Below are 24,916 nucleotides of genomic sequence, written 5' to 3' on the forward strand. Positions count from 1 at the left end.
GAACCCGTCTTGGAACCGCCCACACAAAGCGTGGACAAGCCTGTGGATAACCTTTTGAGCAATCGCCCGGGCCAGCGCCGGCCGCCGCTTTGCCGGGGCTGCTCGTTTCGTGACCAGTGTGCGAGGGGCCCCGTGTCTACCGCGTAAGCACCTGAAGGGTCTAGCTTTATTTTCGCCCGCCAGAAACTCGGGCGCCGGGATACCGTCGCAGCGCACCGCCATTGTCCACACAGCCCGTGGACATTCCTGTGGATAACCTTGGGAACAACTTCTCTGCGCCAGTCGCCACGGGCGCTGCGGGAAGGTGGTTGAAATTCGTCCAATCGCCGCTGCGCCATTCGGAGCCGCAGCGCCCCGAAAGCGTGCAGGAAAATGCCCCCGCACTGCCCATTCCACCCGTGGATTTCCCGCAGGCGCTCACGCACGCGGGCCGGCACGGGCCTTCCTGACCCGGTGGCCAGCTTTTTGCTTTGTCAGGCAAGCTCTCTTTCCGGGAAAGACCACGATGAATAGCCCCACTCCCCCACCGCGCCTGGAGATGCTCGGCATCACCAAGCGCTACCCCGGCTGCCTGGCCAACGACCGCGTCGACCTGCGCATCGAGCCCGGCGAGATCCACGCCCTGCTGGGCGAGAACGGTGCCGGCAAGAGCACGCTGATGAAGATCATCTACGGCGTGGTACAGCCCGATGCCGGCGAGATCCGCTGGCAGGGCGAGGCGCTGCGCGTACGCGACCCGGCGCAGGCGCGGGCGCTGGGCATCGGCATGGTGTTCCAGCACTTCTCCCTGTTCGAGACCCTCACCGTGGCCGAGAACATCGCCCTGGCACTCGGCCGCGAGGCCGGCACGCCCAGGCAGCTGGAGCCGCGCATCCGCGAGGTGTCGCAGCGCTACGGCATGGCCCTGGAGCCCGGGCGCCTGGTGCATGCGCTGTCCATCGGCGAGCGCCAGCGGGTGGAGATCGTCCGCTGCCTGATGCAGGACATCCGCCTGCTGATCCTCGACGAGCCCACCTCGGTGCTCACCCCGCAGGAGGCCGACGAACTCTTCGTCACCCTGCGCCGCCTGGCGGCCGAGGGCTGCAGCATCCTCTTCATCAGCCACAAGCTCGGCGAGGTGCGTGCGCTCTGCCACAGCGCCACGGTGCTGCGCGGTGGCCGCGTGTCCGGCCACTGCGTACCGGCCCAGTGCAGCGACCTGGAGCTGGCGCGGCTGATGGTGGGCGACGCAGAAGGCCTGGTCGCCAGCTACCCCAAGGTCAGCGGCGGCGCGCCCTTCCTCAGCCTGCAAGGCCTCGACTGGCACAATCCCGACCCGTTCGGCATGTCGCTGAAGAACCTCGGCCTGGACGTGCGCAGCGGCGAGATCCTCGGCATCGCCGGGGTCGCCGGCAATGGCCAGGACGAGCTGCTCGCGCTGCTCTCCGGCGAGCGTCGCCTGCCCGCCGGCAACGCCGGCGCCATCCGTTTCGCCGGCCAGCCGGTGGGCCAGTTGCCACCGGATGCGCGCCGCGCCCGGGGCCTCGCCTTCGTCCCCGCCGAACGCCTGGGCCACGGCGCGGTGCCGGACCTGAGCCTGGCCGACAACGCCCTGCTCACCGGCTTCCAGCGCGGGTTACTGAGCCGCGGGATGATCCGCCGCGGCAAGGTGCTGGCCTTCGCCGAAGCGATCATCCAGCGCTTCGCGGTGAAGACCCCGGACGCCCATACCGCCGCCCGCAGCCTCTCCGGCGGCAACCTGCAGAAATTCATCCTCGGCCGCGAAATCCTCCAGCAACCCAAGCTGCTGGTGGCCGCCCACCCGACCTGGGGCGTGGACGTCGGCGCCGCTGCCGCCATCCACCGCGCACTGATCGCCCTGCGCGATGCCGGCGCGGCGATCCTGGTGATCTCCGAAGACCTCGACGAGCTGTTCCAGATCAGCGACCGCATCGGCGCCCTGTGCGGCGGCGAGCTGTCGGCGCAAAAGCCGGTGACGGACACCAGCCCGCAGGAGGTCGGCCGCTGGATGGCCGGCCAGTTCGAATCGACCCAAGCCGCCTGAGCGCCCGGAGCCTTTCATGTTGCTATCCCTGGAACCCCGCACGCAGCAGTCGCGTGTGATGCTCCTGCTGTCCCCGGTGCTCGCCGGCCTGCTGACCCTGGCCTGCGGCTCGGCGCTGTTCGTCGCCCTCGGCCATGACCCGCTGGAAACCCTCCATGCGCTGCTGGTGGCGCCCATCAGCGATCTCTACGGCGTCTCCGAGCTTCTGGTGAAGGCGCTGCCCATCCTGCTCTGCGCCCTGGGCCTGGCGGTGGCCTACCAGGCGCGCATCTGGAACATCGGCGCCGAGGGCCAGCTGCTCATGGGCGCCCTGGCCGGCAGCGCGGTGGCGGTGCACCTGATCGACTGGGAAAGCCGCTGGGCCCTGGTCCTGGTGCTGGGCGCCGGCATCCTCGCCGGAGCCGCCTGGGGCGCACTGGCGGCCTGGTTGCGCACGCGCTTCAACGCCAACGAGATCCTCACCACCATCATGCTCAACTACGTGGCGCTGAACCTGCTGCTCTTCGCCGTGCACGGCCCGCTGAAGGACCCGGCCGGCTTCAACTTCCCCGAGTCGGCGATGTTCGGCGACGCCTCGCGGCTGCCCCCGGTGTTCGAGGACCTGCGCCTGCACATCGGCCTGTACTTCGCTCTCCTCGCCCTGGTGGCGGTGTGGGTGCTGCTGCACAAGAGCTTCCTCGGCTTCCAGATCAAGGTGCTGGGCCTGGACAAGCGCGCCGCCGGCTTCGTCGGCTTCCGCGAAAAGCGCCTGGTCTGGCTGGCCCTGCTGGTCAGCGGCGGCCTGGCGGGCCTGGCCGGCGTCGGCGAAGTCACCGGTCCCATCGGCCAGCTGGTGCCGCAGGTGTCGCCGGGCTACGGCTACGCCGCCATCACCGTGGCCTTCCTCGGCCGCCTCAACCCCTTCGGCATCCTCGTCGCCGGGCTGCTGATGGCGCTGCTGTTCCTCGGCGGCGAAAACGCGCAGATGGCCCTCAACCTGCCGCAATCGATCACCCAGCTGTTCCAGGGGATGATGCTGTTCTTCCTGCTCGCCTGTGATGTGTTGATTCTGTATCGGCCACGCTTGGCGTGGAGCTACAAGCTGCAAGTGGCAAGCGCCAAGAAGCGTGCCGCCGCATGAGTCACTCCCACACCCGTTCTTCAACTTGTAGCTTGCGGCTTGCCGCTCGAGGCTTCCTTCCATGGATCTAGATCTGCTGACCAACATCCTCTACGCCATGGTCCGCTGCGGCACGCCGCTGCTGCTGGTCGCCCTGGGCGAGCTGGTGTGCGAGAAGAGCGGCGTGCTCAACCTCGGGCAGGAGGGGATGATGCTGTTCGGCGCGGTGGTGGGCTTCATCGCCGCCATCGGCACCGGCAACCTATGGCTCGGCGTGCTGCTGGCGATGGCCGCGGGCATGCTGCTGTCCGCCCTCTTCGCCCTGGTCGCCCTCGGCTGCAACGCCAACCAGGTGGCCACGGGGCTGGCGCTGACCATCTTCGGCATCGGCCTGTCGTCCTTCGTCGGCGCCGCCTGGGTGGGCAAGCCCCTGCAGGGTTTCGAGCCGGTGGCCATCCCGCTGCTCAGCGGCATTCCGCTGCTGGGCAAGATGCTGTTCAGCCAGGACCTGATGGTCTACCTGTCCTTCGCGCTGTTCGCGCTGATCGCCTGGGCGCTGCTCAAGAGTCGCATCGGCCTGGTGCTCCAGGCGGTGGGCGAGAACCCCGATGCGGCCAGCGCCATGGGCCTGCCGGTGCTGCGCGTGCGCACCCTGGCGGTGCTCTTCGGCGGGGCCATGGCGGGCATGGCGGGGGCCTACCTGTCCCTGGCGTACACGCCGATGTGGGCGGAGAACATGACCGCCGGGCGCGGCTGGATCGCACTCGCCCTGGTGGTGTTCGCCAGCTGGCGGGTGTTCCGCGTGCTGCTGGGGGCCTACCTCTTCGGCCTGGCCAGCATCCTCCACCTGGTGGCCCAGGGCGTGGGCCTGGCCATCCCCGCCAACCTGCTGGCGATGCTGCCCTACGTGGCGACCATCCTGGTGCTGGTGCTGCTCTCCCGCGATGCCGTGCGCACCCGCCTGTTCGCCCCCGTGTCCCTGGGCCAGCCGTGGAAGGGCGGCCACTGATGGTGCAAGGCTCCCGGGCTGAACGACCGTAGGTTGGCGCCGAGCGCAGCGAGGCCCAACGGTGCGATACCCACCCTCGCTGCGTTGGGCTTCGTACCTCAGCGGAACGCCACCCGGCCCACCTGCATCGACATCCCACGCGGGCGCTCAATAAGCGGCTACTCTTGCCGGTCTTCACACGCAGAGGACCGCACATGAGCAGCACACAAACCGCATTGATCATCGGCGCCTCCCGGGGCATCGGCCTGGGCCTGGTCAAGCAACTGCAGGCCGCCGGCTGGCAGGTCACCGCCACGGTGCGCAACCCGCAGGGCGCCGGCGACCTGGCCGCGCTGGAGAACGTCGAGGTACGCACCCTGGAGCTGGACAGCGTCGCCAGCCTGGAGACCCTGGCCGGCGAACTGGATGGCCGCGCCTTCGACCTCATCCTGGTCAACGCCGGCGTCTACGGCCCGGTGCACCAGTCCGCCGTGCAGGCCACCGAGGCCGAGATCGCCCAGCTGTTCCTCACCAACGCCGTCGCCCCCATCCGCCTGGCCCAGCGCCTGAAGAGCAACCTGCTGCCCGGCGGCACCCTGGCCTTCATGAGTTCGGTGCTGGGCAGCGTGGCCGGCAACGATGCCGGCGGCCTGGCGCTGTACCGCGCCAGCAAGGCGGCGCTGAATTCCATGACCCGCAGCCTGGTGGCCGAATGGGCGGAAGCCGCGCCCACGGTGCTGAGCCTGCATCCGGGCTGGGTGAAGACCGACATGGGCGGCGAGTCCGCCGAGATCGACGTCGCCACCAGCGTCCAGGGCCTGGTGCAGCAGATCGAGGCGTATGCCGGGCGCGGCGGCCACCACTACATCGACTACCAGGGCCAGGCCATTCCCTGGTGACGCACCAGCAGGCGGCGGACAGCGCCCGTCGTGCACCATCCGCGCTCGCGGGCGGTGCACATCGCCTGCATCGAGGGGCCTGGCACGCGGCTTTGCGCGCCGCCTGTCCAGTTGGTCAATTTTTTGCAATCGCCTGGTCAGCCCACAGGGCACAGCACAGAACAACAGACCAGGAGCCCCATCCCCCATGTTCGATTCCAAGAAGAACCTGCTGCGCACGCTCGTCGCCGCCATCGGCTTCAGCGCCACCCTCGGCGCCTCCGCCGCCGACCCGCTGAAGGTCGGCTTCGTCTACGTCGGCCCCATCGGCGACCACGGCTGGACCTACCAGCACGAGGAAGGCCGCAAGGCGCTGGTGGCCAAGCTGGGCGACAAGGTCGAGACCAGCTTCGTGGAGAACGTCGCCGAAGGCGCCGACGCCGAGCGGGTCATCCGCAACATGGCCAAGGGCGGCTACGACCTGATCTTCACCACCTCCTTCGGCTACATGAACCCCACCGCCAAGGTGGCCAAGCAGTTCCCCAAGGTCACCTTCGAGCACGCCACCGGCTACAAGCAGGACAAGAACCTCGGCACCTACCTGTCGCGCTCCTATGAAGGCCGCTACGTCGGCGGCTTCCTCGCCGCGAAGATGACCAAGAGCCACAAGATCGGCTACATCGCCTCCTTCCCCATTCCGGAAGTGATCCGCGACATCAACGCCATCCAGCTGGCGCTGAACAAGTACGACCCGCAGGCCGAGATCAAGGTGGTCTGGGTCAACTCCTGGTTCGACCCGGGCAAGGAAGCCGACGCCGCCAACGCGCTGATCGACCAGGGCGTGGACGTGGTCTTCCAGCACACCGACAGCCCGGCGCCGATCCAGGCCGCCGAGCGCCGTGGCGTGTACTCCGTGGGCTACGCCTCGGACATGGCCCACTTCGGGCCCAAGGCCGTGCTCACCTCCATCGTCAACAACTGGGGGCCACACTACATCCAGGCCGCCGAAGGCGTGATGGCCGGCACCTGGAAGTCCCAGGACTACTGGGGCGGCCTGGCCGAGGACACCATCCAGCTGCCCATCAGCGACCTGGTGCCGGCCGACGTGAAGGCCGAGGCGGAAAAAATCATCGCCAGCATCAAGAGCGGCGAGTTCCACCCCTTCACCGGCCCGATCAAGGACCAGAGCGGAGCCATCAAGCTGGCCGACGGCGTGGTCGCCACCAATGCCGACCTGGCGGGCATGAACTACTACGTCGAAGGCATCAAGGCGGAACTGCCGAAGTAAGCGAAGCCCTCTCCCCTGGCGCCAGGGGAGAGGGTATTGAACCCTGCGCTCCAAGGATCACCCGATGAACCAGCTTCCCCTCATCGACATCGCCGCGCTCTACGGCGACGACCAACAGGCCTGGCAGCAGGTCGCGGCGCAGATCGACGCCGCCTGCCGCGACTGGGGCTTCTTCTACATCACCGGGCACGGCATCGCGCCCGAACGCATCGAGGCGTTGACCCGCGCGGCCAAGACCTTCTTCGCCCTGCCCGACGCCGAGAAGCTGCGGATCGACATCACCCGCACTGCGCACCATCGCGGCTATGGCGCCATCGCCACCGAGCAGCTCGACCCGAGCAGGCCGAGCGACCTGAAGGAAACCTTCGACATGGGTTTCCACATGGCCGCCGACCACCCCGAGGTGCTGGCCGGCAAGCCCCTGCGCGGGCCCAATCGCCACCCCGACCTGCCCGGCTGGGCGGCGCTCATGGAACAGCACTACGCCGACATGCAGGCCCTGGCGCAGACCCTGCTGCGGGCCATCGCCCTGGCACTGGGCATCGAGCGCGACTTCTTCGATGCGCGCTTTGCCGAGCCCATCAGCGTGTTCCGCATGATCCACTACCCGCCGCGCCACACCGCCAGCTCCGCCGAGCAACAGGGCGCCGGCGCGCACACCGACTACGGCTGCGTCACCCTGCTGTACCAGGACGACGCCGGCGGCCTGCAGGTGCGCAACGTCCACGGGGAATGGATCGACGCCCCACCGATCACCGGCAGCTTCGTGGTCAACATCGGCGACATGATGGCGCGCTGGAGCAACGACCGGTACACCTCCACGCCGCACCGGGTCATCAGCCCCCTGGGCGTGCACCGCTACTCCATGCCCTTCTTCGCCGAGCCGCACCCGGACACCGAGATCAGCTGCCTGCCGAACTGCTCCAGTGCCGACAACCCGCCGAAATACCCGCCGGTGAGCAGCGCCGAGTACCTGCTCTCGCGCTTCGCCGACACCTACGCCTACCGGCGGGAGGAGACGGCCTGAGCGACGCCCGATGAACACGAGCGCCCCTGCTGTTCAGGCGCTCGCTCGGCGAAATCCTGTCCGGGAAGTTAAACTTGCAGGCGACCTTGCCTGATAACGAGAAACCACCATGTACGACTGGCTCAATGCCTTGCCCAAAGCCGAACTGCACCTGCACCTGGAAGGTTCGCTCGAGCCCGAGTTGCTGTTCGCGCTGGCCGAACGCAACAAGGTCGCCCTGCCCTGGCACGACGTCGAGACCCTGCGCCGCGCCTACGACTTCGGCAACCTGCAGGAATTCCTCGACCTCTACTACGCCGGTGCCGATGTGCTGCGCACCGAGCAGGACTTCTACGACCTGACCTGGGCCTACCTGCAACGCTGCAAGGCGCAGAACGTCATCCACACCGAGCCCTTCTTCGACCCGCAGACCCACACCGATCGCGGCATCCCCTTCGAGGTGGTGCTGAACGGCATCCGCCACGCCCTGGACGACGGTCGCAAGCAGCTCGGCATCAGCTCCGGGCTGATCCTCAGCTTCCTGCGCCACCTCTCCGAGGACGAAGCGCAGAAGACCCTCGACCAGGCGCTGCCCTTCCGCGACGCCTTCGTCGCCGTGGGCCTGGACAGCTCCGAGATGGGCCACCCGCCGAGCAAGTTCCAGCGTGTGTTCGACCGCGCCCGCGCGGAAGGCTTCCTCACCGTCGCCCACGCCGGCGAGGAAGGCCCGCCGGAATACATCTGGGAGGCCCTGGACCTGCTGAAGATCGAGCGCATCGACCACGGCGTGCGCGCCATCGAGGACGAGCGCCTGATGCAGCGCATCATCGACGAACAGATCCCGCTGACCGTCTGCCCGCTGTCCAACACCAAGCTGTGCGTGTTCGACCACATGAGCCAGCACAACATCCTCGACATGCTCGAACGCGGCGTGAAGGTGACGGTGAACTCCGACGACCCGGCATATTTCGGCGGCTACGTCACCGAGAACTTCTTCGCCCTGCACGAGCACCTGGGCATGAGCGAGGAACAGGCCCGGCGCCTGGCGCAGAACAGCCTGGATGCACGGCTGGTGAAGTGAACGAAAAGGGCCGCGATGCGGCCCTTTTTGCAGATGGACATGGAGGAGCGGTGGGCTGAAGCCCACCCTACGCCCACCCTACGCACACCCTGCAAGCCCGTAGGATGGGTAGAGCATGGCGAAACCCATGCTGCCGGCCCAACACAGAAGCCATACCTGTACCGGTTACTGATGGGTTTCGCTTCGCTCGCGGAACGTCGCCCGACCCATCCTGCGGCCCCTGCGAGGAGCTTCGCGAGCAGAGCTCGCTCCTACGACCTAGGTGAAGCTCAGGCGGCGCTTTCGCTGCGCGGGGTGATGGCGCGGAGGATGCCGTTGAGCAGCACGCCGTAGAGCGGCACGAACAGCACCAGGCTGACGCTGAGCTTCACGCCGTAGTCCACCGTGGCGATCTCCACCCAGTGCTCGGCCATGAAGGGGTTGTCGCTGTGCCAGAAGGCCACCGAGAAGAAGGTGAAGGTGTCCAGCAGGTTGCCGGCGATGGTGGACACCACCGGGGCGATCCACCACTGACGCATCCTGCGCAGGCGATCGAAGACCTGGATGTCGAGAACCTGCCCCAGCACGTAGGCGAGGAAACTCGCGAGCGAGATGCGTGCGACGAACAGGTTGAACTCGCCCAGGGCGCCGAAGCCCTGGAACGCCGCGTCCTGGAACAGCACCGAGACCACGTAGGAAGCCGCCAGCGCCGGGAGCATGACCCGGGCGATCACCTGGCGCGCCGCCTGCTTGCCGAGCAGGCGCACGGTCAGGTCGGTGGCGAGGAAGATGAACGGGAAGCTGAACGCGCCCCAGGTGGTCTGCCAGCCGAACAGGGTCATGGGCAACTGCACCAGGTAGTTGCTGGCGATGATGATCAGGATGTGGAACGCGATGAGGCCGGTCAGCGCGGGGCGCCAGACCTTGGGGAGAGCTGCGGGCATGGTGGTTCACGTCCTTTTTGCCGATGGGGTGAGGGAACCCATGTCGCAGCCCCATGGCCACGACGGCGCGCATTCTAACTTGACCCGCGCGTCAAAAAAAGCGTCCGCGCGGTGGTTTCGTCGGCGGCTTTCTCAGCCGTGCTCCAGTGCCTCGACATACACCGCCATGCGCCCGCGCCCGCCATGCTTGGCCCGGTAGCAGGCGATGTCGGCCTGGCGCAGCAGCTCGGCCGGCTCGCTGTTGCCAGCGTGCAAGGGCGCCAGGCCGATGCTGGCGCCGACCTGGAAGGTGCGGCCTTCCCATTCGAAGCGCAGGCCGCGCACCTGCTCGATCAGCCGATCGGCGAGGATTTCCGCCTGGGCCAGGGGACAGCTGCGCAGGATCATGGCGAACTCGTCGCCCCCCAGGCGCGCCACCAGGTCGCCGCTGCGCACCTGTTCCTGCATCAGTCGCGAGATGCGCCGCAGCAGTTCGTCGCCGGCGGCATGGCCGGCGCTGTCGTTGACCTGCTTGAAGAGGTCCAGGTCGATGAAGAACAGCACGCTGTGCCCGGCGTTCTGCGTCACCTCGCGGCAGCTTTCCGCCAGGGCGTCCTCGAAGGCCGAGCGGTTGAGCAGGCCGGTCAGGGCGTCGTGGCTGGCGGCATAGCGCAGGTGCTTCTGCATCGCCCGCGCCTCGCTGACATCGGTGAACACCAGCACGCTGCCGAGCAGCTCGCCCTCGGCGCTGCGTACCGGCGCCGCCTGGCCACGCAGGGCGATCAGGCCGCCGGCGGCATGGCGCAGGGACGAGAGCCCGGGGATGCTTTCCTCCGTGCCGCGCTCCAGGCACAGGCGCACCGGGCTCGGCACCGGCCGGCCCTCCTCGCTCTCCAGCGGCAGCACCCGCTCGATCTCCTGGTTGCGCGCCGCCGCCGTGCTCCAGCCGCTGAGGCGCTCGGCCACCGGGTTGAGGAAGCGCACGCGGCCATCCAGGTCCGTGGTGATCACCCCGTCGCCGATGCAGTTGAGGGTCACCTGCAGGCGCTCGCGCTCGTCGTTCAGCCGCTCGGTGAGTTCGCGCAGCTGGGTCACGTCCCAGTTGGTGCCGATCATCCGGGTCGGCTTGCCCTCGGCGTCGAGGGCCAGGCTGCCGTGCCCGCGCAGCGCACGCGTCTCGCCGTTGGGCAGGGAGATGCGGAACTCCACGTCCAGCCGCGCCAGGCCTTCGCGCACCCGCTGCAGCTCGCGGTGCAGGGCTTCGGCGTCGCCCGGGTGGACGAAGCGCGACCACTCCTCGTAGCTCACCGGCCGCCCCAGCGGGCGCATGCCGTAGAGGCGGAACAGGCTGTCGTCCCAGATCATGTCGTCGCTGACCAGGTCCCACTCCCAGACGCCCACGCCACTGGCGTCGGTGGCCAGGGAATAGCGCTGGGCGAGCTCGGCCAGCTCGGCCTCGGCACGCTTGCGCCGGTCGATGTCCTCGATCTGGGCGATGAAGTACAGCGGCTGCCCTTCGGCATCGCGCACCAGGGACACCGCCAGCAGCGCCCAGACCTCGGAGCCATCGCGGCGCAGGTAGCGCTTCTCCAGCCGATAGCTGTCGCGACGGCCAGCGAGCGCTTCCTGCACCCGCTCCAGGTCATCGGACAGGTCCTCGGCCTGGGTGATGTCCTGGAAGCTCATCGCGACCAGTTCGGCCGGCGTGTAGCCGAGCATCTCGCACAGCGCGCGGTTGACCCGCTGCAAGCGGCCATCCAGCCCCACCAGGGCCATGCCGATGGCCGAGTGCTCCATGGCGTCGCGAAAACGCGCCTCGCTGATGGCCAGCTCGCGCTGGCGTCGCCGGCCCTGCTCCACGGCAGCGGCCAGCAGCAGCGGGGGCAACAACGACAACAACAGCGGCAGGTAGAGGGTGATCTCCTGCCACAGGGGCGTCACCGGCTGCAGCAACAACCCTCCCATGGCGACCATCAGGCCGCCGCTGAAGGAGGTCAGGGTCACCAGCAGCGCGGTGCCGGCGAAGGGCAGCCGCACCGCCGCCAGCAGCAGCGGCAGCGACAGGTAGACGAAAGGCGTCGGCAGCAGGCGCAGGGATACCAGGGTCACCAGCAGCACCAGCGGCACGTAGAAGAAGAGTTCGTTGGGGCGCTTCGGCGAGCGCAGGGACTGCAGGCCATGCTGCTGCAACTGCACCGTCAGCGGCAGGATCGACAGGGTGCCCAGCACCGCGCCCTCGTACCAGGACAGCCAGACCCGGCCGAAGCCGGCGTAACCGATGCTCTGCACGATCAGCGCGCCCAGGGTGGAGCTGACCAGCGGCGGCACCATGGCCCCGAGCAGGATGAAGCGGAGGAAGGCCGACGGGCTGCGGCTCATGTTCAGGGCCACGCCGGTGCGGCGCAGCAGGAAGGCGGCGAGCGCCATCTCCAGCATGTTGGCCGGCAGGAAGCTGGCGGACATCGCCAGGGTGTCGCCCATCACCTGACCGGCCAGCATGTTGGCCACCAGCATCACGCCGAGCAGCGCCGGCCAGCGACGCAGCGGCTGGTTCCAGAGGAAGGTGATGCCGAAGGCGTTGGCGTACCAGAGGGTGGCGATGGTGCCCGGCTGGCGCGCCAGCCAGACGGCGCCCAGGGCGAGCACCAGGTAGCCGAAGAAGACCAGCGCCAGGGTCGGGCCGAGGCGCGCCGGAACGGGCGGCAGGGCGTTCACGACCATGCGCGTCGACAAGGGCAAGGGGCTGGACGGCTGGGGATCACGGCTCATCTCCAGGGCTGGACGGCGGATAGGCGGGCTCGCCCTAGCAACAATAGCGAATGGCGCGGCCCGCACAACAGCTGGCTGTGACGCTCAGCGCAGAAGCCGGGCCACGCCCTCCCAGGGCGCGCCGACCAGCAGCTCGCCACAGCGCTGGCGGAGGAACTCGCGCAGCAGGTTCACCGGCTTGCTCAACTGGGCACGATGGGGGCAGATCAGGTTCAGCGGCGTGGGCTCGCCCAGGTGATCCTCCAGCGCCAGCTGCAGGCGCTCGGCCCGCACATCGGCGGCCACGTCGAGCCAGGACTTGTACACCAGCCCCTGCCCGGCCACCGCCCAGCGGCGCACCACGTCGGCGTCGTCGCAGACCCGGTCGCCGGCCACGGTGACGGTCTGGCTGCGCCGGCCCTCGTGGAATGTCCACTGGTCGTGCACGCGGCCGCCCAGCACATAGAGCAGGCAGTTGTGCCGGTGCAGTTCCTCCGGCGTGCGCGGGTGGCCATGCCGGGCGAAGTAGCTCGGTGCGCCGCAGAGCACGCGGCGGTTGCCCGGAGCCAGGGGCAGCGCCACCAGGCTCGAGTCCTCCGGCTCGCCGGAGCGGATGGCGATGTCCACCGGCTGGCGGAACAGGTCGGCCACCTGGTCGCTGAGAAACAGACGGACGGCGAGGCGCGGGTGCTCGGCCTGGAACTCGTCCAGCCAGGGCAGCAACACGTTGCGGCCGAAGTCCGAGGGTGCCGACAGCTGCAGCAGGCCGCCGATATCGCTCTTGCCGCCGGCCAGCTGCCGGCGGCCCTCGTCCAGGCTCTGCAACGCGGCGCGGGCGTGCGCCAGGTACTGCTCGCCCTCGGCGGTCAGGCGCAGGCTGCGGGTGGAGCGGGCGAACAGCCGCGCATCGAGACGCTGCTCCAGGCGCTTGAGCGCGGCGCTGGCCACCGCCGGGGAGATCTCCAGCTCGCGCGCAGCGGCCGAGAGGCTGCCGCGGTCGGCGGTACGGACGAAGACGGTGAGGTCGTCGAGGCGCAGCATTTTCAAAATTCCTTTGAAAGACTGTCGCCTTCTAGCTGATTTTTCTGCGCCGCGAAATAGCCCAACCTATGTGCCATCTTTCCCGGAGAGCCACCATGACCACGCCTCTGCACCTGATCGCCCACATCGACGCCCAGCCCGGCCAGGCCGAGGCGGTGGAAGCCGCCCTGCGCGAGCTGGTCGCCGCCAGCCGCAGCGAACCCGGCTGCCTGCAATACGACCTGCACCGCGACCGCGCCGACGCCCTGCGCTTCGTCATGCTGGAGACCTGGCGCGACGCGGCCGCCCTCGACGCGCACAAGGCCACCGCCCATTACCGCCACTTCGGCGACGCCCACGGCAGCCGCCTCAAGGGCGTCACCCTCACCCTTCTCGATCGCCTCGCCTGAGCCCAGGAGCCCCCGATGAAAGCCATCGCCTATTACCAGTCCCTGCCCATCGACCACGCCGATTCGCTGCAGGACATCGAACTGCCCGCGCCCACGCCCGGAGCCCGTGACCTGCTGGTGGAGGTCCGCGCCATCTCGGTGAACCCGGTGGATACCAAGATCCGTCGCAACGTGCAGCCGGAGAACGGCCAGGCCAAGGTGCTGGGCTGGGACGTCGCCGGCGTGGTCAAGGCGGTGGGCAGCGAGGTGAGCCTGTTCCAGCCCGGTGACGAGGTGTTCTATGCCGGCGCCCTGACCCGCCCGGGTGGCAACGCCGAGCTGCACCTGGTGGACGAGCGCATCGTCGGCAAGCGCCCGCAGGGCCTGGACTTCGCCCAGTCCGCCGCCCTGCCGCTGACCGCCATCACCGCCTGGGAACTGCTGTTCGACCGCCTCGGGATCACCGAGGGCCGCGCCGACCAGGGCCAGAGCCTGCTGGTGGTCGGCGCGGCCGGCGGCGTGGGCTCCATCCTCGTGCAACTGGCCCGCCAGCTCACCGGCCTGACCGTGATCGGCACCGCCTCGCGCCCGGAAACCCAGGCCTGGGTCCGCGAGCTGGGGGCCCACCACGTCATCGACCACAGCCAGCCGCTGGCGGCCGAGCTCAAGCGCATCGGCATCGACAGCGTCACCCACGTCGCCAGCCTGACCCAGACCGACCAGCACCTGGAGCAACTGGTGGAAGCCCTCGCGCCCCAGGGCAAGCTCGCCCTGATCGACGACCCGGCCGGCCTCGACGTGCTCAAGCTCAAGCGCAAGAGCATCTCGCTGCACTGGGAGTTCATGTACACCCGCTCGATGTTCGAGACCCGCGACATGATCGAGCAGCACAAGCTGCTGGACCGCGTCAGCGAGCTGATCGATGCCGGCGTGCTGAAGACCACCGTCGGCGAACACTTCGGCCGCATCGACGCCGCCAACCTCAAGCGCGCCCATGCGCTGCTGGAGAGCGGCAAGGCCAAGGGCAAGATCGTGCTCGAAGGGTTCTGAGATCCGCCCGTCGCCGGGGTGCCCTCCCGGGCGCCCCAGCGCGAATGAATTCCCACAACGGCGAACCCATGCGTGGACATGACCACTGCGTAGGGTGGAGGTCGCTTTTTACCTCCACCAAGCGAGGCCGGGAATGGCATGTCGTTTTGCCTGAAGCGCTGCACCGATGGGTTTCGCCGGGCTCGCGGAACGCCGCCCGACCCATCCTACGAATACGCCGAGCCCACGAGGGAGAGAGAGCGAGGCGAACCCCGTGCTGGCAGGGTGCACTTTGTGGGCACAGCGCCCTCCGTCGACGGGCCAGGCACCACCAGTCGGCCACTTGACCCGGATCATTTTCTGTCATCTACCCGGGTCTACACTGGGGGCTCACTTTCTCAGGGAGAGGGCACCATGAAAATCATAGTCCGACCGCTCCGCACCACCCAGGGCAACAGCTGGCAGGTCTGCATGGACCAGCACGCGGTGAGTTTCCGCAGCGAGGCCGAGGCCCGGCGCTTCGTCGCCACGCTGGAAGCGCGCCTCAAGGCGCCCCACGTCCTGCCCGAACCTGCACGACGGGCCGCGAGCTAGCCGAGCACCGACGGCTGGCCCCGGGTCAGCCGCCAGGTGATCAGCGACGCACACACGGCTCCGGCGCCGCACAGGCAGATCACCATCGCCATCGGCATCGCCGAGCCATCGTGCAACACCCCGACCAGCGCGGCGGCGCCCGCCGCCACGCTGAACTGCAGGCTGCCCATCAGCGCCGACGCACTGCCGGCATGGCGGCCCTGGCCGGCCATCGCGCTGGCCGAGGCGTTGGGGATGATGATGCCCAGGCTGGCGATGCAGCCGAACAGCGGCACCAGCAATGGCCACAGCGCCTCGGTATGCGCGTGGGCCACCGCCAGCAGCGCCAGTGCGCACCCCAGGTAGAACCACACCACCCGACGCATCCAGTAGGCCGGCCCGCCGAAGCGCATCAGCCAGGCGTTGACCTGGGCCACCAGGATGAAGCCCAGGGCGTTGCCGCCGAACAGCCAGCCGTAGTGCTCCGCCGGCACGCCGTAGAGTTCGATGAAGACGAAGGGCGAGCCGGCGATGTAGGCGAACATGCCGGCCATCGACAGGCCGCCGGTCAGGGCGTAGCCGATGAACACCCCGTCCCCCAGCAACCGCTTGTACTGGCCCAGGGCACCGCGCAGCGGCGGCCGCTCGTCGCCCGTGGTCAGGGTCTCCGGCAACCACAGGTAGACGCCGGTGAGCACCAGGGCGCTGAACAGGGTCAGCCCGTAGAAGATCGACGGCCAGCCGAACAGGTCCAGCAGCAGCCCGCCGCCCAGGGGCGCGAGGATGGGCGCCAGGCCCATCACCAGCATCAGTTGCGAGAACACCTTGGCCGAGGTGATGGGGTCGCACAGATCGCGCACCACCGCCCTCGAGACCACCATGCCCGCGCAGCCGCCCAGGGCCTGGACGAAGCGCGCGCCGATCAGCCACTCCAGGCTCGGCGCCATCGCGCAGGCCACCGACGCCAGGGTGAACAGGCTCACCCCCACCAGCAGCGGCAGGCGCCGGCCGAAGCGGTCGGCGATCGGCCCGTAGAGCAGTTGCCCGATGGCCAGGCCGATGAAGTAGGACGCCAGGCTCAGCTGCACGTGCTCGACGTCGGTGGAGAAGGCCAGGGCCAGCGCCGGGAAGCTCGGCAGGTAGAAGTCGATGGCCATCGGGCCGAAGGCACTGAGCGACCCGAGGATCAGCAGGATGCGGAAATTCATGGTTCACCTGAAAACAGGGCGCCGCCCCGAGGGCGGCGCCGTTGACTGCAAAAGAGACCGTGGAGCGGGCGTGCGGTTCGATGTCCGGTGGCCTCCCGCGTGCGCGGGGATGGCGCCGGACGTCACTCGGCGGCCGGTGCCTTCTTCTTGCGCCCCAACCTGTCGGCGGCGGATTCCACCAGCAGATAGAACATCGGGATGAGGAAGGTTGCCAGCAACGTGGCGGCAAGCATACCGCCAATCACGCCGGTACCGATCGAATGTCGGCTCGCCGAGCCCGCGCCGCTGCTGATGGCCAGCGGCACGCACCCGAGGATGAAGGCCAGCGAGGTCATGACGATGGGCCGGAAGCGCAGCTTGGCCGCCTCCAGCGCCGACTCGAAGATGCCCATGCCCTCTTCGCGGCAGAGCACGGCGAACTCGATGATGAGGATGGCGTTCTTCGCCGCCAGGCCGATCAGCGTCACCAGCCCCACCTGGAAGTACACGTCGTTGGACAGCCCGCGCAGCCACACCGCGAGGATGGCGCCGAACACCGCGAAGGGCACCGCGGTGACCACGGCGATGGGCAGGGTCCAGCGTTCGTACTGGGCGGCGAGGATGAGGAACACCAGGATCAGGCCGAAGACGAAGGCCTTGCTGCCCGAGCCCTGGGTCGCCAGCTCCTGGTAGGCCGAGCCGATCCAGCCGATGCTGTAGTCCTCGCCCAGCACCTCGTCCGCCACCTCCTGCATCGCCGCCAGTGCCTGGCCGGAGCTGTAGCCCGGTGCCGGTCCGCCGAGGATCTTGGCCGCCGGGTAGACGTTGAAGCGTGCGTAGGAGTCCGGCCCGAGGATGCGCTGCACGCGCACCAGGGACGACAGCGGCACCAGGTCGCCGGAGGCCGAGCGCACGTACACCTGGCTCAGGTCCTCGGGCTTGCGACGGAACTCGGATTCGGCCTGCAGGCTCACCTGCCAGGTGCGCCCGTAGAGGGTGAAGTCGTTGACGTAGTAGCTGCCGAAGGTGGACTGCATGGCGGTGAACACATCGTTCACCGCCACCCCCAGCGCGCGCGCCTTGGTGCGATCCAGGTCGACGTAGTACTGCGGCACGTTGGCGTTGAAGGTGGTATTGACCCCCACCAGCTCCGGGCGCTTGGAGATGGCGCCGATGAACTTGGTGACCGTCTCCTCCAGCTGCGCGACGCTGCCGCCGGAGCGGTCCTGGATGTACGCCTCGAAGCCGCCGGTGGTGCTCATGCCGGTGATCGGCGGCGGGTTGAAGGTCATCACCACGCCGTCCTTCTGCCCGGCGCCCATGGCCATGAAGGCGGGCGGCAGGTTGCGCGCGTCCAGCTCGTCGGTGGTGCGTTCCTTCCAGTCCTTCAACGGCACGAAGGACACGCCGGCGTTGCTGCGGGTGCCGAAGGTGAGCACGTCGAAGCCGGCGAAGGTGACCACGTCCTGCACCGCCGGGTGCTTCATCAACTGCTCGGTCACCGCGCTGGTGACTTCCTCGGTGCGAGTCAGGGAGGCCGCCGGCGGCAGGAAGTAGGCGTTGATCACGTAGCCCTGGTCCTCGTCCGGCACCAGCGAGCCGGGCACCCGGCCGAACAGCAGCACCATCAGCGCGATCATCCCGCCGAACAGCAGCACGCCGATGAGGCTGCGCTTGAGGAAGAAGCGCACGCCGGCGGTGTAGCCGTCGGTGGCGCGGTCGAAGAAGCGGTTGAACCAGCGGAACGGCGCCGCCGGTTCGTGATGGGTGGGCTTGAGCAGCAGGGCGCAGAGCGCTGGCGAGAGGGTCAGCGCGACGATGCCGGAAATCACCACCGACACCGCGATGGTGATCGCGAACTGCTTGTACATCTGCCCCGCCAGGCCGCCGAGGAAGCCCACCGGGATGAACACCGCGCAGAGCACCAGGACGATGGCGACGATGGGCCCGGTGACCTCCTCCATGGCCTTGATCGAGGCGTCGCGCGGGCTGAGCTTCTCGGTGCGCATCACCCGCTCGACGTTCTCCAGCACCACGATGGCGTCGTCCACCACGATGCCGATGGCCAGCACCATGCCGAACAGGGTCAGCAGGTTGATCGAGAACCCGAGCATGTACATGCCGGCGAAGGTGCCGATCAGCGACACCGGGATGGCCAGCACCGGGATCAGCGTGGCGCGCCAGTTCTGCAGGAAGATGAAGACCACCAGCATCACCAGGATCAGGGCCTCGACGAAGGTGTGGATCACCTCCTCGATGGAGACCTTGACGAACTTGGTGGTGTCGTAGGGGATCTTGTAGGCGATGCCGTCGGGGAAGCGCTTCTCCAGGCGCTTCATGGTGGCCTCGACCGCCTCGGCGGTGTTCAGGGCGTTGGCGCCGGGCTGCAGGTAGATGCCGAAGGCGGCGTTCTGCTGGCCGTTCAGCGAGGTCATCAGCGAGTAGTCCTGGGCACCCAGCTCGACCCGTGCCACGTCCTTGAGCAGCAGGCTGGCGCCGGTTGCGTCGGTGCGCAGGATCACGCTCTCGAACTCCTTCGGCTCGGTGAAGCGTCCCTTGGTGGTGACGGTGTAGGTGAAGTCCTGGGGCTGGTTCAGCGGCTGCTTGCCGAAGCTGCCGGCGGCGAACTGGGAGTTCTGCTCCTGGATGGCCTTGACCACGTCGGTGGGGGTCAGGTCGTACTGCGCCAGCTTGTCCGGCCGCAGCCAGATGCGCATGGAGTAGTCCTTGGAGCCGAACTGGCTGGCATCGCCCACGCCGGGGATGCGCTTGAGCTCGTCGATCACGTTGATCAGCGCGTAGTTGCTGATGTAGATCGGGTCGCGGGAATTGTCCGGGGAGAACAGCGTCACCACCTGGAGGATGTCGGAGGACTTCTTCTCCACCTTCACGCCCTGCCGGCGCACTTCCTCGGGCAGCTTGGCCAGCGCCGCCTGCACCTTGTTGTTGACGTCGATGGTGGCCTGGTCCGGGTCGGTGCCCACCTGGAAGTACACGGTCAGGCTCATGGCGCCGTTGCTGTCGGAGTTGGACAGTTGGTAGATCATCCCCTCCACGCCGTTGATCTGCTGCTCCAGCGGCGCCGCCACGGTCTCGGCGATGACCTGGGAGCTGGCGCCCGGGTAGCTGGCGGATACCGATACCTGCGGCGGCAGGATCTCCGGGTACTGGGCGATGGGCAGCGCGCGCATGGCCGCGAGGCCGCCGAGGATGATGACGATGGAGATGACCGCGGCGAACACCGGGCGGTCGATGAAGAAGCGTGAGATCACGGCGGACGCTCCTCAGGACTGTTTCGGCTGGTCGGCGGGCTTGTCCTGCGCTTCGACGGCCTTGACCGGCGAGTCGGGCCGCACCTTCGGCAAGCCCTCGACGATGACCCGGTCGCCTTCGGCGACGCCGGACTCTATGACCCAGCGCCCCTCGGAGGTGTCGCCGGTCTTCACCTCGCGTACCCGTGCGACACCGTCCTTGTCCACCACGAAGACGAAGGTGCCGCGCGGCCCCTGGGCCAGGGCGCGCTCGGGCACGGTGATCGCCCTGGGCCGGCTCAGGCCCTTGACCAGCACCCGCACGAACTGACCCGGCAACAGCTTCTGCTCGGGGTTGGGCACCACGGCGCGGGCACTGACGGTGCCGGTGCCGGTGTTGACGAAGCTGTCGGTGAAGTCGACGCGCCCCTCCAGCGGGTAGGTGGAGCCGTCGCCGAACTTGAGCACGGCGGCCATCTTGCCGCCCTCGGGCAGGGTCAGCTTGCCGGTCTGCACCTCCTCGCGGATGCGCTCGGCCTCGGTGTCCGGGTAGCCGAAGTTGACGTAGATGGGGTCGAGCTGGGTGAGCTGGGTCAGCAGGCTGGAGTTGGGATCGCCGGCCACCACCAGGCTGCCCTCGGAGCGGGTCTCCTTGCTGGTCATGCCGGTGATGGGCGCCTCCACCGTGGTGTAGTCGAGGTCGATCTGCTTGGCCTGCACGTTGGCCTCGGCGGCCTGCACGTTGGCCTTGCTCTGCTCGAAGTTGGAGACGGCGTTGTCCAGCTCGCTCTCGCTGGCGAAGCCCTTCTTCTGCAGCTCGCGGATGCGCTTGAGGTCACGCTCGGTCTGGCGGTAGCGCGCCTGCTCCTGGGCCAGCGCGCCCTTGGCGCTGGCCAGGGCGGCCTGGTAGGTGCGCGGGTCGATGCGGAACAGCACCTGGCCCTTCTGCACCTTGCTGCCCTCCTGGTAGGTGCGCTCCTGGAGGATGCCGCTGACCTGGGCACGGACCTCCACCTCGCGGTAGCCGGCGGTACGCCCGGCATATTCCAGGGTCATCGGCAGGGGCGCCGCCTTCACCGTTTCCACCAGCACTTCCGGGGGCGGCGGGGCCGCCTTGGCCGGAGCGTCGGCCGCCTCGGCGACCAGGCTCAGCGAGGCCAGGGCGAACGCGCAGAGCCGCAGGGAAAAGGTGAAAGAGGGTGATAACGGCATCGTGCGTCTCCATTCCATGACAGCGCCTGGTTGGCAAAAACAGGAATCAGGTCAAGGCTGGATACATGCGTTCACGCTGGTAAAAGCAGTATCCGACCGCAAAATCGGTAAACTCTGGCCCCCGAGCAAGAAGCCTAGACAGTATTCGTCCAACTGCTATGCGCAGAACCAAAGAAGAAGCGGAAAAGACCCGCACCGATATCCTGGCCGCCGCCGAGGTCCTGTTCCTCGAAAACGGCGTCGCCCACACGTCCCTCGAGCAGATCGCCCGGGCGGCGGGCGTCACCCGTGGCGCGGTCTACTGGCACTTCCAGAACAAGGCCCACCTGTTCCACGAGATGCTCAACCAGGTGCGCCTGCCACCGGAGCAGATGGCCCAGCGACTGCACGGCGCCGAAGGTCGCGACCTGCTGCAGTCGTTGCTGGAGCTGTGCGTCGAGGCCATCACCAGCCTGGCGCTCGACCAGCAGCGCCATCGCATCTTCACCATCCTCCTGCACCGCTGCGAGTTCACCGAGGAACTGCGCGAGGCGGAGGATCGCCATAACGCCTTCGTCAACCAGTTCATCGACCTGTGCGAGGCGCTGTTCGCCCGCCCGGGCTGCGTCGAGCGCCTGCTGGACGGGCTCACCCCGCGCCTGGCATCGCGTGCCTTGCACGCGCAGATGATCGGGCTGTTCACCGACTGGACGCGCGACCCCGAGCTGTTCGACCCGCAGCGCGAGGCCGGCGTGCTGGTGGGCACCCTGTTCCGCGGGTTGTTCCGCGACTGGGACCAGGGCGCCTGACCGGGCCTCAGGCCGCTTCGGCCGCGTAGCCTTCCTCGCGGATGGCCGCCAGCACCTCGTCCAGGGACAGCCGGCTGGCCACGCGCACCTCGCCCGCGCCCAGGTCGACCTGGACCTCCGCCGCCGGGTCGCGGCTCTGCAACGACTGGGTGATGGCGCGGACGCAGTGGCCGCAGGACATGCCGCTTACCTTGAGAATCTGCATGATCGACTCCTTGCTCGATGGGACTGGAGCCAGTCTCGGGCTTGCCACCGTGGCAAGGTCAAGCGTGCCGCGATCCCCTACACTCGATGCATGCCGTCCCGGAGTCGCCGCCATGTCCCCCACCCGCCTCTGCCTGCTCGCCCTGCTCGCCCTCGCCGGCTCGGCGCAGGCCCAATCCCCCATCGACTACGGCGTGCTGATCGTCAGCCGCGAACGCGTCGAACTGCCCACCAGCTGCGACGTCGGCCTCTACCTGCAGGACCAGCTCGCCGCGCGCCTGGTGCAGGGCGAAAGCATCGCCTTCAACCTGCCGCCAGGCCCGGTCGCCATCCGCCTCGGCCTGCTCGGCCCCGTCCGCTGCAAGCCCGGCATCGAGCAGCAGCGCCTGCAGTCCATCAGCCTGGAAGCCGGCGAAGTCCGCAGATACCGCCTGGCGATGAACACCGCCGGCCTGTACCTGACCCCGGCGCTGGCCAATCCCTGACCGACAGCACCCGCCCAGGCGGGGCCTCCCGGCTCGCGAGGATGCAGGTGAACGCACCGTCACTCCAGCGAACGCGGGAACCCACTGGAAAAGGGGGGCCGGGCCATCGCGGATGAATCCGCTCCCACAAAGAAGCACGTGCCCATGAGGGCGCCGTGTGCGCCGGGTGGATCGCTGGGCGAATGAATTCGCCCCTACGGATGGGGCACCGAAGCGGTGTGACAACTCGCCGCTTGACCTTGCCCTCGTGTCAAGGTCGATCCTGTGGGCAATCCAGGAGGAATTGCCCCATGAGCCCATCCGTTTCGTTCGACCTGCCCATCGCCGGGATGACCTGCGCCAGCTGCGCCGGGCGTGTGGAGCGCGCCCTGGCCAAGGTGCCGGGCGTGGAGACCGCCAGCGTCAACCTCGCCACCGAGCGGGCCCGCGTGCAAGCGCCGGGCGACAGCCTGCCGGCCCTGCGCGCGGCGGTGGAGGCTGCCGGCTACGAAGTGCCCGGCCAGCGCCTGGAGCTGGCCATCGACGGCATGACCTGCGCCAGTTGCGTGGGCCGCGTCGAGCGCGCCCTGGCCAAGGTGCCGGGGGTCGGCGAGGTGACGGTGAACCTCGCCACCGAGCGCGCCCACCTGCTGCTGCTCGGCGAGGTGGAACGCAGCACGCTGCTGCAGGCCGTCGAACGCGCCGGCTACCAGGCCCGCGCCCTGGATACGGATGCGCCGCGCGGCGATGACAACGCCAGCCGCCTGCGCCACGAGCGCTGGGCGCTGCTCGTCGCCCTCGCCCTGGCCGCTCCGCTGGTGCTGCCGATGCTGGTGGAACCCTTCGGCCTGCACTGGATGCTGCCGGCCTGGGTGCAGTTCGCCCTGGCCACGCCGGTGCAGTTCCTCCTCGGCGCGCGCTTCTACCGCGCCGCCTGGAAGGCCGTGCGCGCTGGCGCCGGCAACATGGACCTGCTGGTGGCCATCGGCACCAGCGCCGGCTACGGCCTGAGCCTCTACCAGTGGGCCACCGCCCACCCCGGCCACGTGCCGCACCTGTATTTCGAAGCCTCTGCCGTGGTCATCGCCCTGGTGCTGCTGGGCAAGTACCTGGAGAGCCGCGCCAAGCGCCAGACCAGCGCCGCCATCCGCGCCCTGGAAGCCCTGCGCCCCGAGCGCGCCATCCGCCTGCGCGGCGGCCGCGAGGAAGAGATCGCCATCGCCGAACTGCGCCTGGGCGACGAGGTACTGGTGAAGCCGGGTGAACGCTTCCCGGTGGACGGCGAGGTGCTGGAAGGCCAGAGCCATGCCGACGAGGCCCTGATCAGCGGTGAGAGCCTGCCGGTGCCCAAGGCCCCCGGCGACCGCGTCACCGGCGGCGCCATCAACGGTGAGGGGCGCCTGCGGGTGCGCACCACCGCCCTGGGCGGCGAGACGGTGCTGGCGCGGATCATCCGCCTGGTGGAAGACGCCCAGGCGGCCAAGGCGCCGATCCAGAAGCTGGTGGACCGGGTCAGCCAGGTGTTCGTCCCGGCGGTGCTGCTGATCGCCCTGGCCACCCTCGGCGGCTGGCTGCTGGCCGGCGCGGCGCTGGAGACGGCGCTTATCAACGCCGTCGCCGTGCTGGTGATCGCCTGCCCCTGCGCCCTCGGCCTGGCCACGCCCACGGCGATCATGGCGGGCACCGGCGTCGCGGCCCGCCACGGCATCCTGATCAAGGACGCCGAAGCCCTGGAGGTGGCCCATGCCGTCACCGCCGTGGCCTTCGACAAGACCGGCACCCTCACCTCCGGCACCCCGCGCATCACCAACCTGGCGGCCGCCGATGGCGACGAAGCCGCCCTGCTGCAATGGGCCGGTGCCCTGCAGCGCGGCAGCGAACACCCTTTGGCCAAGGCGGTGCTGGACACCTGCGACGAGCGCGGCCTGACGGTGCCCGAGGTGAACGACAGCCAGTCCCTCACCGGGCGCGGCATCCAGGGCCGGGTCGAGGGCCGCCTGCTGGCACTGGGCAACCGCCGCCTGCTGGAGGAACAGGGGCTCGATGGCGGCGCCCTGCTGGAATCGGCCACGGCCTGGGAAGCCCAGGGCCGCACCCTCTCTTGGCTGCTGGAACTGCAACCCGAGGTGCGGGTGATCGGCCTGTTCGCCTTCGGCGACAGCCTCAAGGACGGTGCCCGCGACGCCGTGCAGGCCCTGCGGGAACGCCACATCGCCAGCCACCTGATCACCGGCGACAACCGTGGCAGTGCCCGGGTGGTGGCCGAGGCGCTGGGCATCGACGACGTGCACGCCGAAGTGCTGCCCGCCGACAAGGCCGCCGAAGTGGCGCGGCTCAAGGCCGGCGGCGCGGTGGTGGCGATGGTCGGCGACGGCATCAACGACGCCCCCGCCCTGGCCGCCGCCGATGTCGGCATCGCCATGGGCGGTGGCACCGACGTGGCCATGCACGCGGCCGGCATCACCCTGATGCGCGGCGACCCGCGCCTGGTCCCCGCCGCGTTGGAGATCGCCCGGCGCACCTATGGCAAGATCCGCCAGAACCTGTTCTGGGCCTTCATCTACAACCTGGTGGGCATCCCGCTCGCCGCCGCCGGCATGCTCAACCCCGTGGTCGCCGGCGCGGCGATGGCGCTCTCCAGCGTCAGCGTGGTGAGCAACGCGCTGCTGCTGAAGACCTGGAAACCGGCCGGGTACGAACCCAAGGAAGACTGAAGCCAGGACGCTGTTCTGGTAGGGGCGAATTCATTCGCCAAGCGCCCCGCA

The 24,916-nt window shown here is 68.8% G+C and carries 20 protein-coding genes; 13 read left to right on the top strand and 7 right to left on the bottom strand.

Annotated elements, in window-relative coordinates; genetic code table 11:
* The first annotated feature begins 505 nt into the window (after nucleotides 1–505).
* From HSX14_RS26840 to HSX14_RS26870, 7 genes are all read left to right on the top strand, one after another.
* Complete coding sequence (locus tag HSX14_RS26840; RefSeq protein WP_173171634.1) at nucleotides 506–2,044, top strand: ABC transporter ATP-binding protein; 1,539 nt, start codon at nucleotides 506–508, stop codon at nucleotides 2,042–2,044.
* Nucleotides 2,045–2,060: 16 nt separating this feature from the next.
* Complete coding sequence (locus HSX14_RS26845; RefSeq protein ID WP_173171632.1) at nucleotides 2,061–3,164, top strand: ABC transporter permease; 1,104 nt, start codon at nucleotides 2,061–2,063, stop codon at nucleotides 3,162–3,164.
* Nucleotides 3,165–3,225: 61 nt separating this feature from the next.
* Nucleotides 3,226–4,152, top strand: a complete 927-nt coding sequence (locus HSX14_RS26850) for an ABC transporter permease (protein WP_173171630.1) — start codon at nucleotides 3,226–3,228, stop codon at nucleotides 4,150–4,152.
* Nucleotides 4,153–4,346: 194 nt separating this feature from the next.
* On the top strand, nucleotides 4,347–5,030 hold the full coding sequence (locus tag HSX14_RS26855; protein WP_173171628.1) for an SDR family oxidoreductase: 684 nt from the start codon (nucleotides 4,347–4,349) through the stop codon (nucleotides 5,028–5,030).
* A 187-nt stretch (nucleotides 5,031–5,217) separates the two neighbouring features.
* Complete coding sequence (locus HSX14_RS26860; protein WP_173171626.1) at nucleotides 5,218–6,297, top strand: BMP family ABC transporter substrate-binding protein; 1,080 nt, start codon at nucleotides 5,218–5,220, stop codon at nucleotides 6,295–6,297.
* Nucleotides 6,298–6,361: 64 nt separating this feature from the next.
* Nucleotides 6,362–7,324 carry a 2-oxoglutarate and iron-dependent oxygenase domain-containing protein gene (locus HSX14_RS26865; RefSeq protein ID WP_173171624.1) on the top strand — a complete coding sequence of 321 codons (963 nt, stop codon included), beginning with the start codon at nucleotides 6,362–6,364 and terminating at the stop codon, nucleotides 7,322–7,324.
* A 109-nt stretch (nucleotides 7,325–7,433) separates the two neighbouring features.
* Nucleotides 7,434–8,384, top strand: a complete 951-nt coding sequence (locus HSX14_RS26870) for an adenosine deaminase (protein ID WP_173171622.1) — start codon at nucleotides 7,434–7,436, stop codon at nucleotides 8,382–8,384.
* A 269-nt stretch (nucleotides 8,385–8,653) separates the two neighbouring features.
* Here HSX14_RS26870 and HSX14_RS26875 read toward each other — a convergent pair whose 3' ends face one another.
* The 3 genes from HSX14_RS26875 to HSX14_RS26885 all read right to left on the bottom strand — a co-directional run bounded on the left by HSX14_RS26875 (nucleotide 8,654) and on the right by HSX14_RS26885 (nucleotide 13,075).
* Nucleotides 8,654–9,307 carry a 7-cyano-7-deazaguanine/7-aminomethyl-7-deazaguanine transporter gene (locus HSX14_RS26875; RefSeq protein ID WP_173171620.1) on the bottom strand — a complete coding sequence of 218 codons (654 nt, stop codon included), beginning with the start codon at nucleotides 9,305–9,307 and terminating at the stop codon, nucleotides 8,654–8,656.
* A 132-nt stretch (nucleotides 9,308–9,439) separates the two neighbouring features.
* Nucleotides 9,440–12,055, bottom strand: a complete 2,616-nt coding sequence (locus tag HSX14_RS26880; RefSeq protein WP_173171618.1) for a PAS domain S-box protein — start codon at nucleotides 12,053–12,055, stop codon at nucleotides 9,440–9,442.
* Between the two features lie 84 nt (nucleotides 12,056–12,139).
* Nucleotides 12,140–13,075, bottom strand: coding sequence for a LysR family transcriptional regulator (locus HSX14_RS26885; RefSeq protein WP_173171616.1), 936 nt, complete (start codon nucleotides 13,073–13,075; stop codon nucleotides 12,140–12,142).
* Nucleotides 13,076–13,170: 95 nt separating this feature from the next.
* Between HSX14_RS26885 and HSX14_RS26890 the strand changes: the two genes are divergently transcribed.
* The 3 genes from HSX14_RS26890 to HSX14_RS26900 all read left to right on the top strand — a co-directional run bounded on the left by HSX14_RS26890 (nucleotide 13,171) and on the right by HSX14_RS26900 (nucleotide 15,066).
* A complete protein-coding gene (locus HSX14_RS26890; RefSeq protein WP_173171614.1) occupies nucleotides 13,171–13,464 on the top strand; it encodes a putative quinol monooxygenase in 294 nt (97 codons plus the stop codon).
* Nucleotides 13,465–13,479: 15 nt separating this feature from the next.
* Nucleotides 13,480–14,493: a zinc-binding alcohol dehydrogenase family protein gene (locus tag HSX14_RS26895; protein ID WP_173171612.1), complete on the top strand. Its 1,014-nt coding sequence runs from the start codon at nucleotides 13,480–13,482 to the stop codon at nucleotides 14,491–14,493.
* Between the two features lie 393 nt (nucleotides 14,494–14,886).
* Nucleotides 14,887–15,066: a hypothetical protein gene (locus HSX14_RS26900; protein ID WP_111262009.1), complete on the top strand. Its 180-nt coding sequence runs from the start codon at nucleotides 14,887–14,889 to the stop codon at nucleotides 15,064–15,066.
* Here HSX14_RS26900 and HSX14_RS26905 read toward each other — a convergent pair.
* The 3 genes from HSX14_RS26905 to HSX14_RS26915 form a co-directional block, all read right to left on the bottom strand.
* Complete coding sequence (locus tag HSX14_RS26905) at nucleotides 15,063–16,253, bottom strand: multidrug effflux MFS transporter (RefSeq protein ID WP_173171610.1); 1,191 nt, start codon at nucleotides 16,251–16,253, stop codon at nucleotides 15,063–15,065. The two genes, HSX14_RS26900 and HSX14_RS26905, sit on opposite strands and share 4 nt — an antisense overlap.
* Nucleotides 16,254–16,375: 122 nt before the next feature.
* On the bottom strand, nucleotides 16,376–19,504 hold the full coding sequence (locus HSX14_RS26910; RefSeq protein WP_274384339.1) for an efflux RND transporter permease subunit: 3,129 nt from the start codon (nucleotides 19,502–19,504) through the stop codon (nucleotides 16,376–16,378).
* Nucleotides 19,505–19,516: 12 nt separating this feature from the next.
* Complete coding sequence (locus tag HSX14_RS26915) at nucleotides 19,517–20,695, bottom strand: efflux RND transporter periplasmic adaptor subunit (protein WP_173171608.1); 1,179 nt, start codon at nucleotides 20,693–20,695, stop codon at nucleotides 19,517–19,519.
* 158 nt (nucleotides 20,696–20,853) lie between these two features.
* Between HSX14_RS26915 and HSX14_RS26920 the strand changes: the two genes are divergently transcribed.
* Nucleotides 20,854–21,483: a TetR family transcriptional regulator gene (locus tag HSX14_RS26920; protein WP_173171606.1), complete on the top strand. Its 630-nt coding sequence runs from the start codon at nucleotides 20,854–20,856 to the stop codon at nucleotides 21,481–21,483.
* Between the two features lie 7 nt (nucleotides 21,484–21,490).
* On the opposite strand, the gene HSX14_RS26925 is transcribed toward HSX14_RS26920, so the two are convergent.
* The gene (locus HSX14_RS26925) at nucleotides 21,491–21,688 is read right to left on the bottom strand and encodes a heavy-metal-associated domain-containing protein (protein ID WP_173171604.1); all 198 of its coding nucleotides are present in this window, start codon (nucleotides 21,686–21,688) and stop codon (nucleotides 21,491–21,493) included.
* A 112-nt stretch (nucleotides 21,689–21,800) separates the two neighbouring features.
* Between HSX14_RS26925 and HSX14_RS26930 the strand changes: the two genes are divergently transcribed.
* Nucleotides 21,801–22,172, top strand: coding sequence for a hypothetical protein (locus HSX14_RS26930; RefSeq protein WP_173171602.1), 372 nt, complete (start codon nucleotides 21,801–21,803; stop codon nucleotides 22,170–22,172).
* A 290-nt stretch (nucleotides 22,173–22,462) separates the two neighbouring features.
* Entirely contained in the window at nucleotides 22,463–24,865 is a 2,403-nt protein-coding gene (locus tag HSX14_RS26935; protein WP_173171600.1) for a heavy metal translocating P-type ATPase, read from the top strand.
* Nucleotides 24,866–24,916: the final 51 nt, after the last annotated feature.

The sequence above is a fragment of the Pseudomonas tohonis genome, from assembly GCF_012767755.2.
GTDB classification, from domain to species: Bacteria; Pseudomonadota; Gammaproteobacteria; order Pseudomonadales; family Pseudomonadaceae; genus Metapseudomonas; species Metapseudomonas tohonis.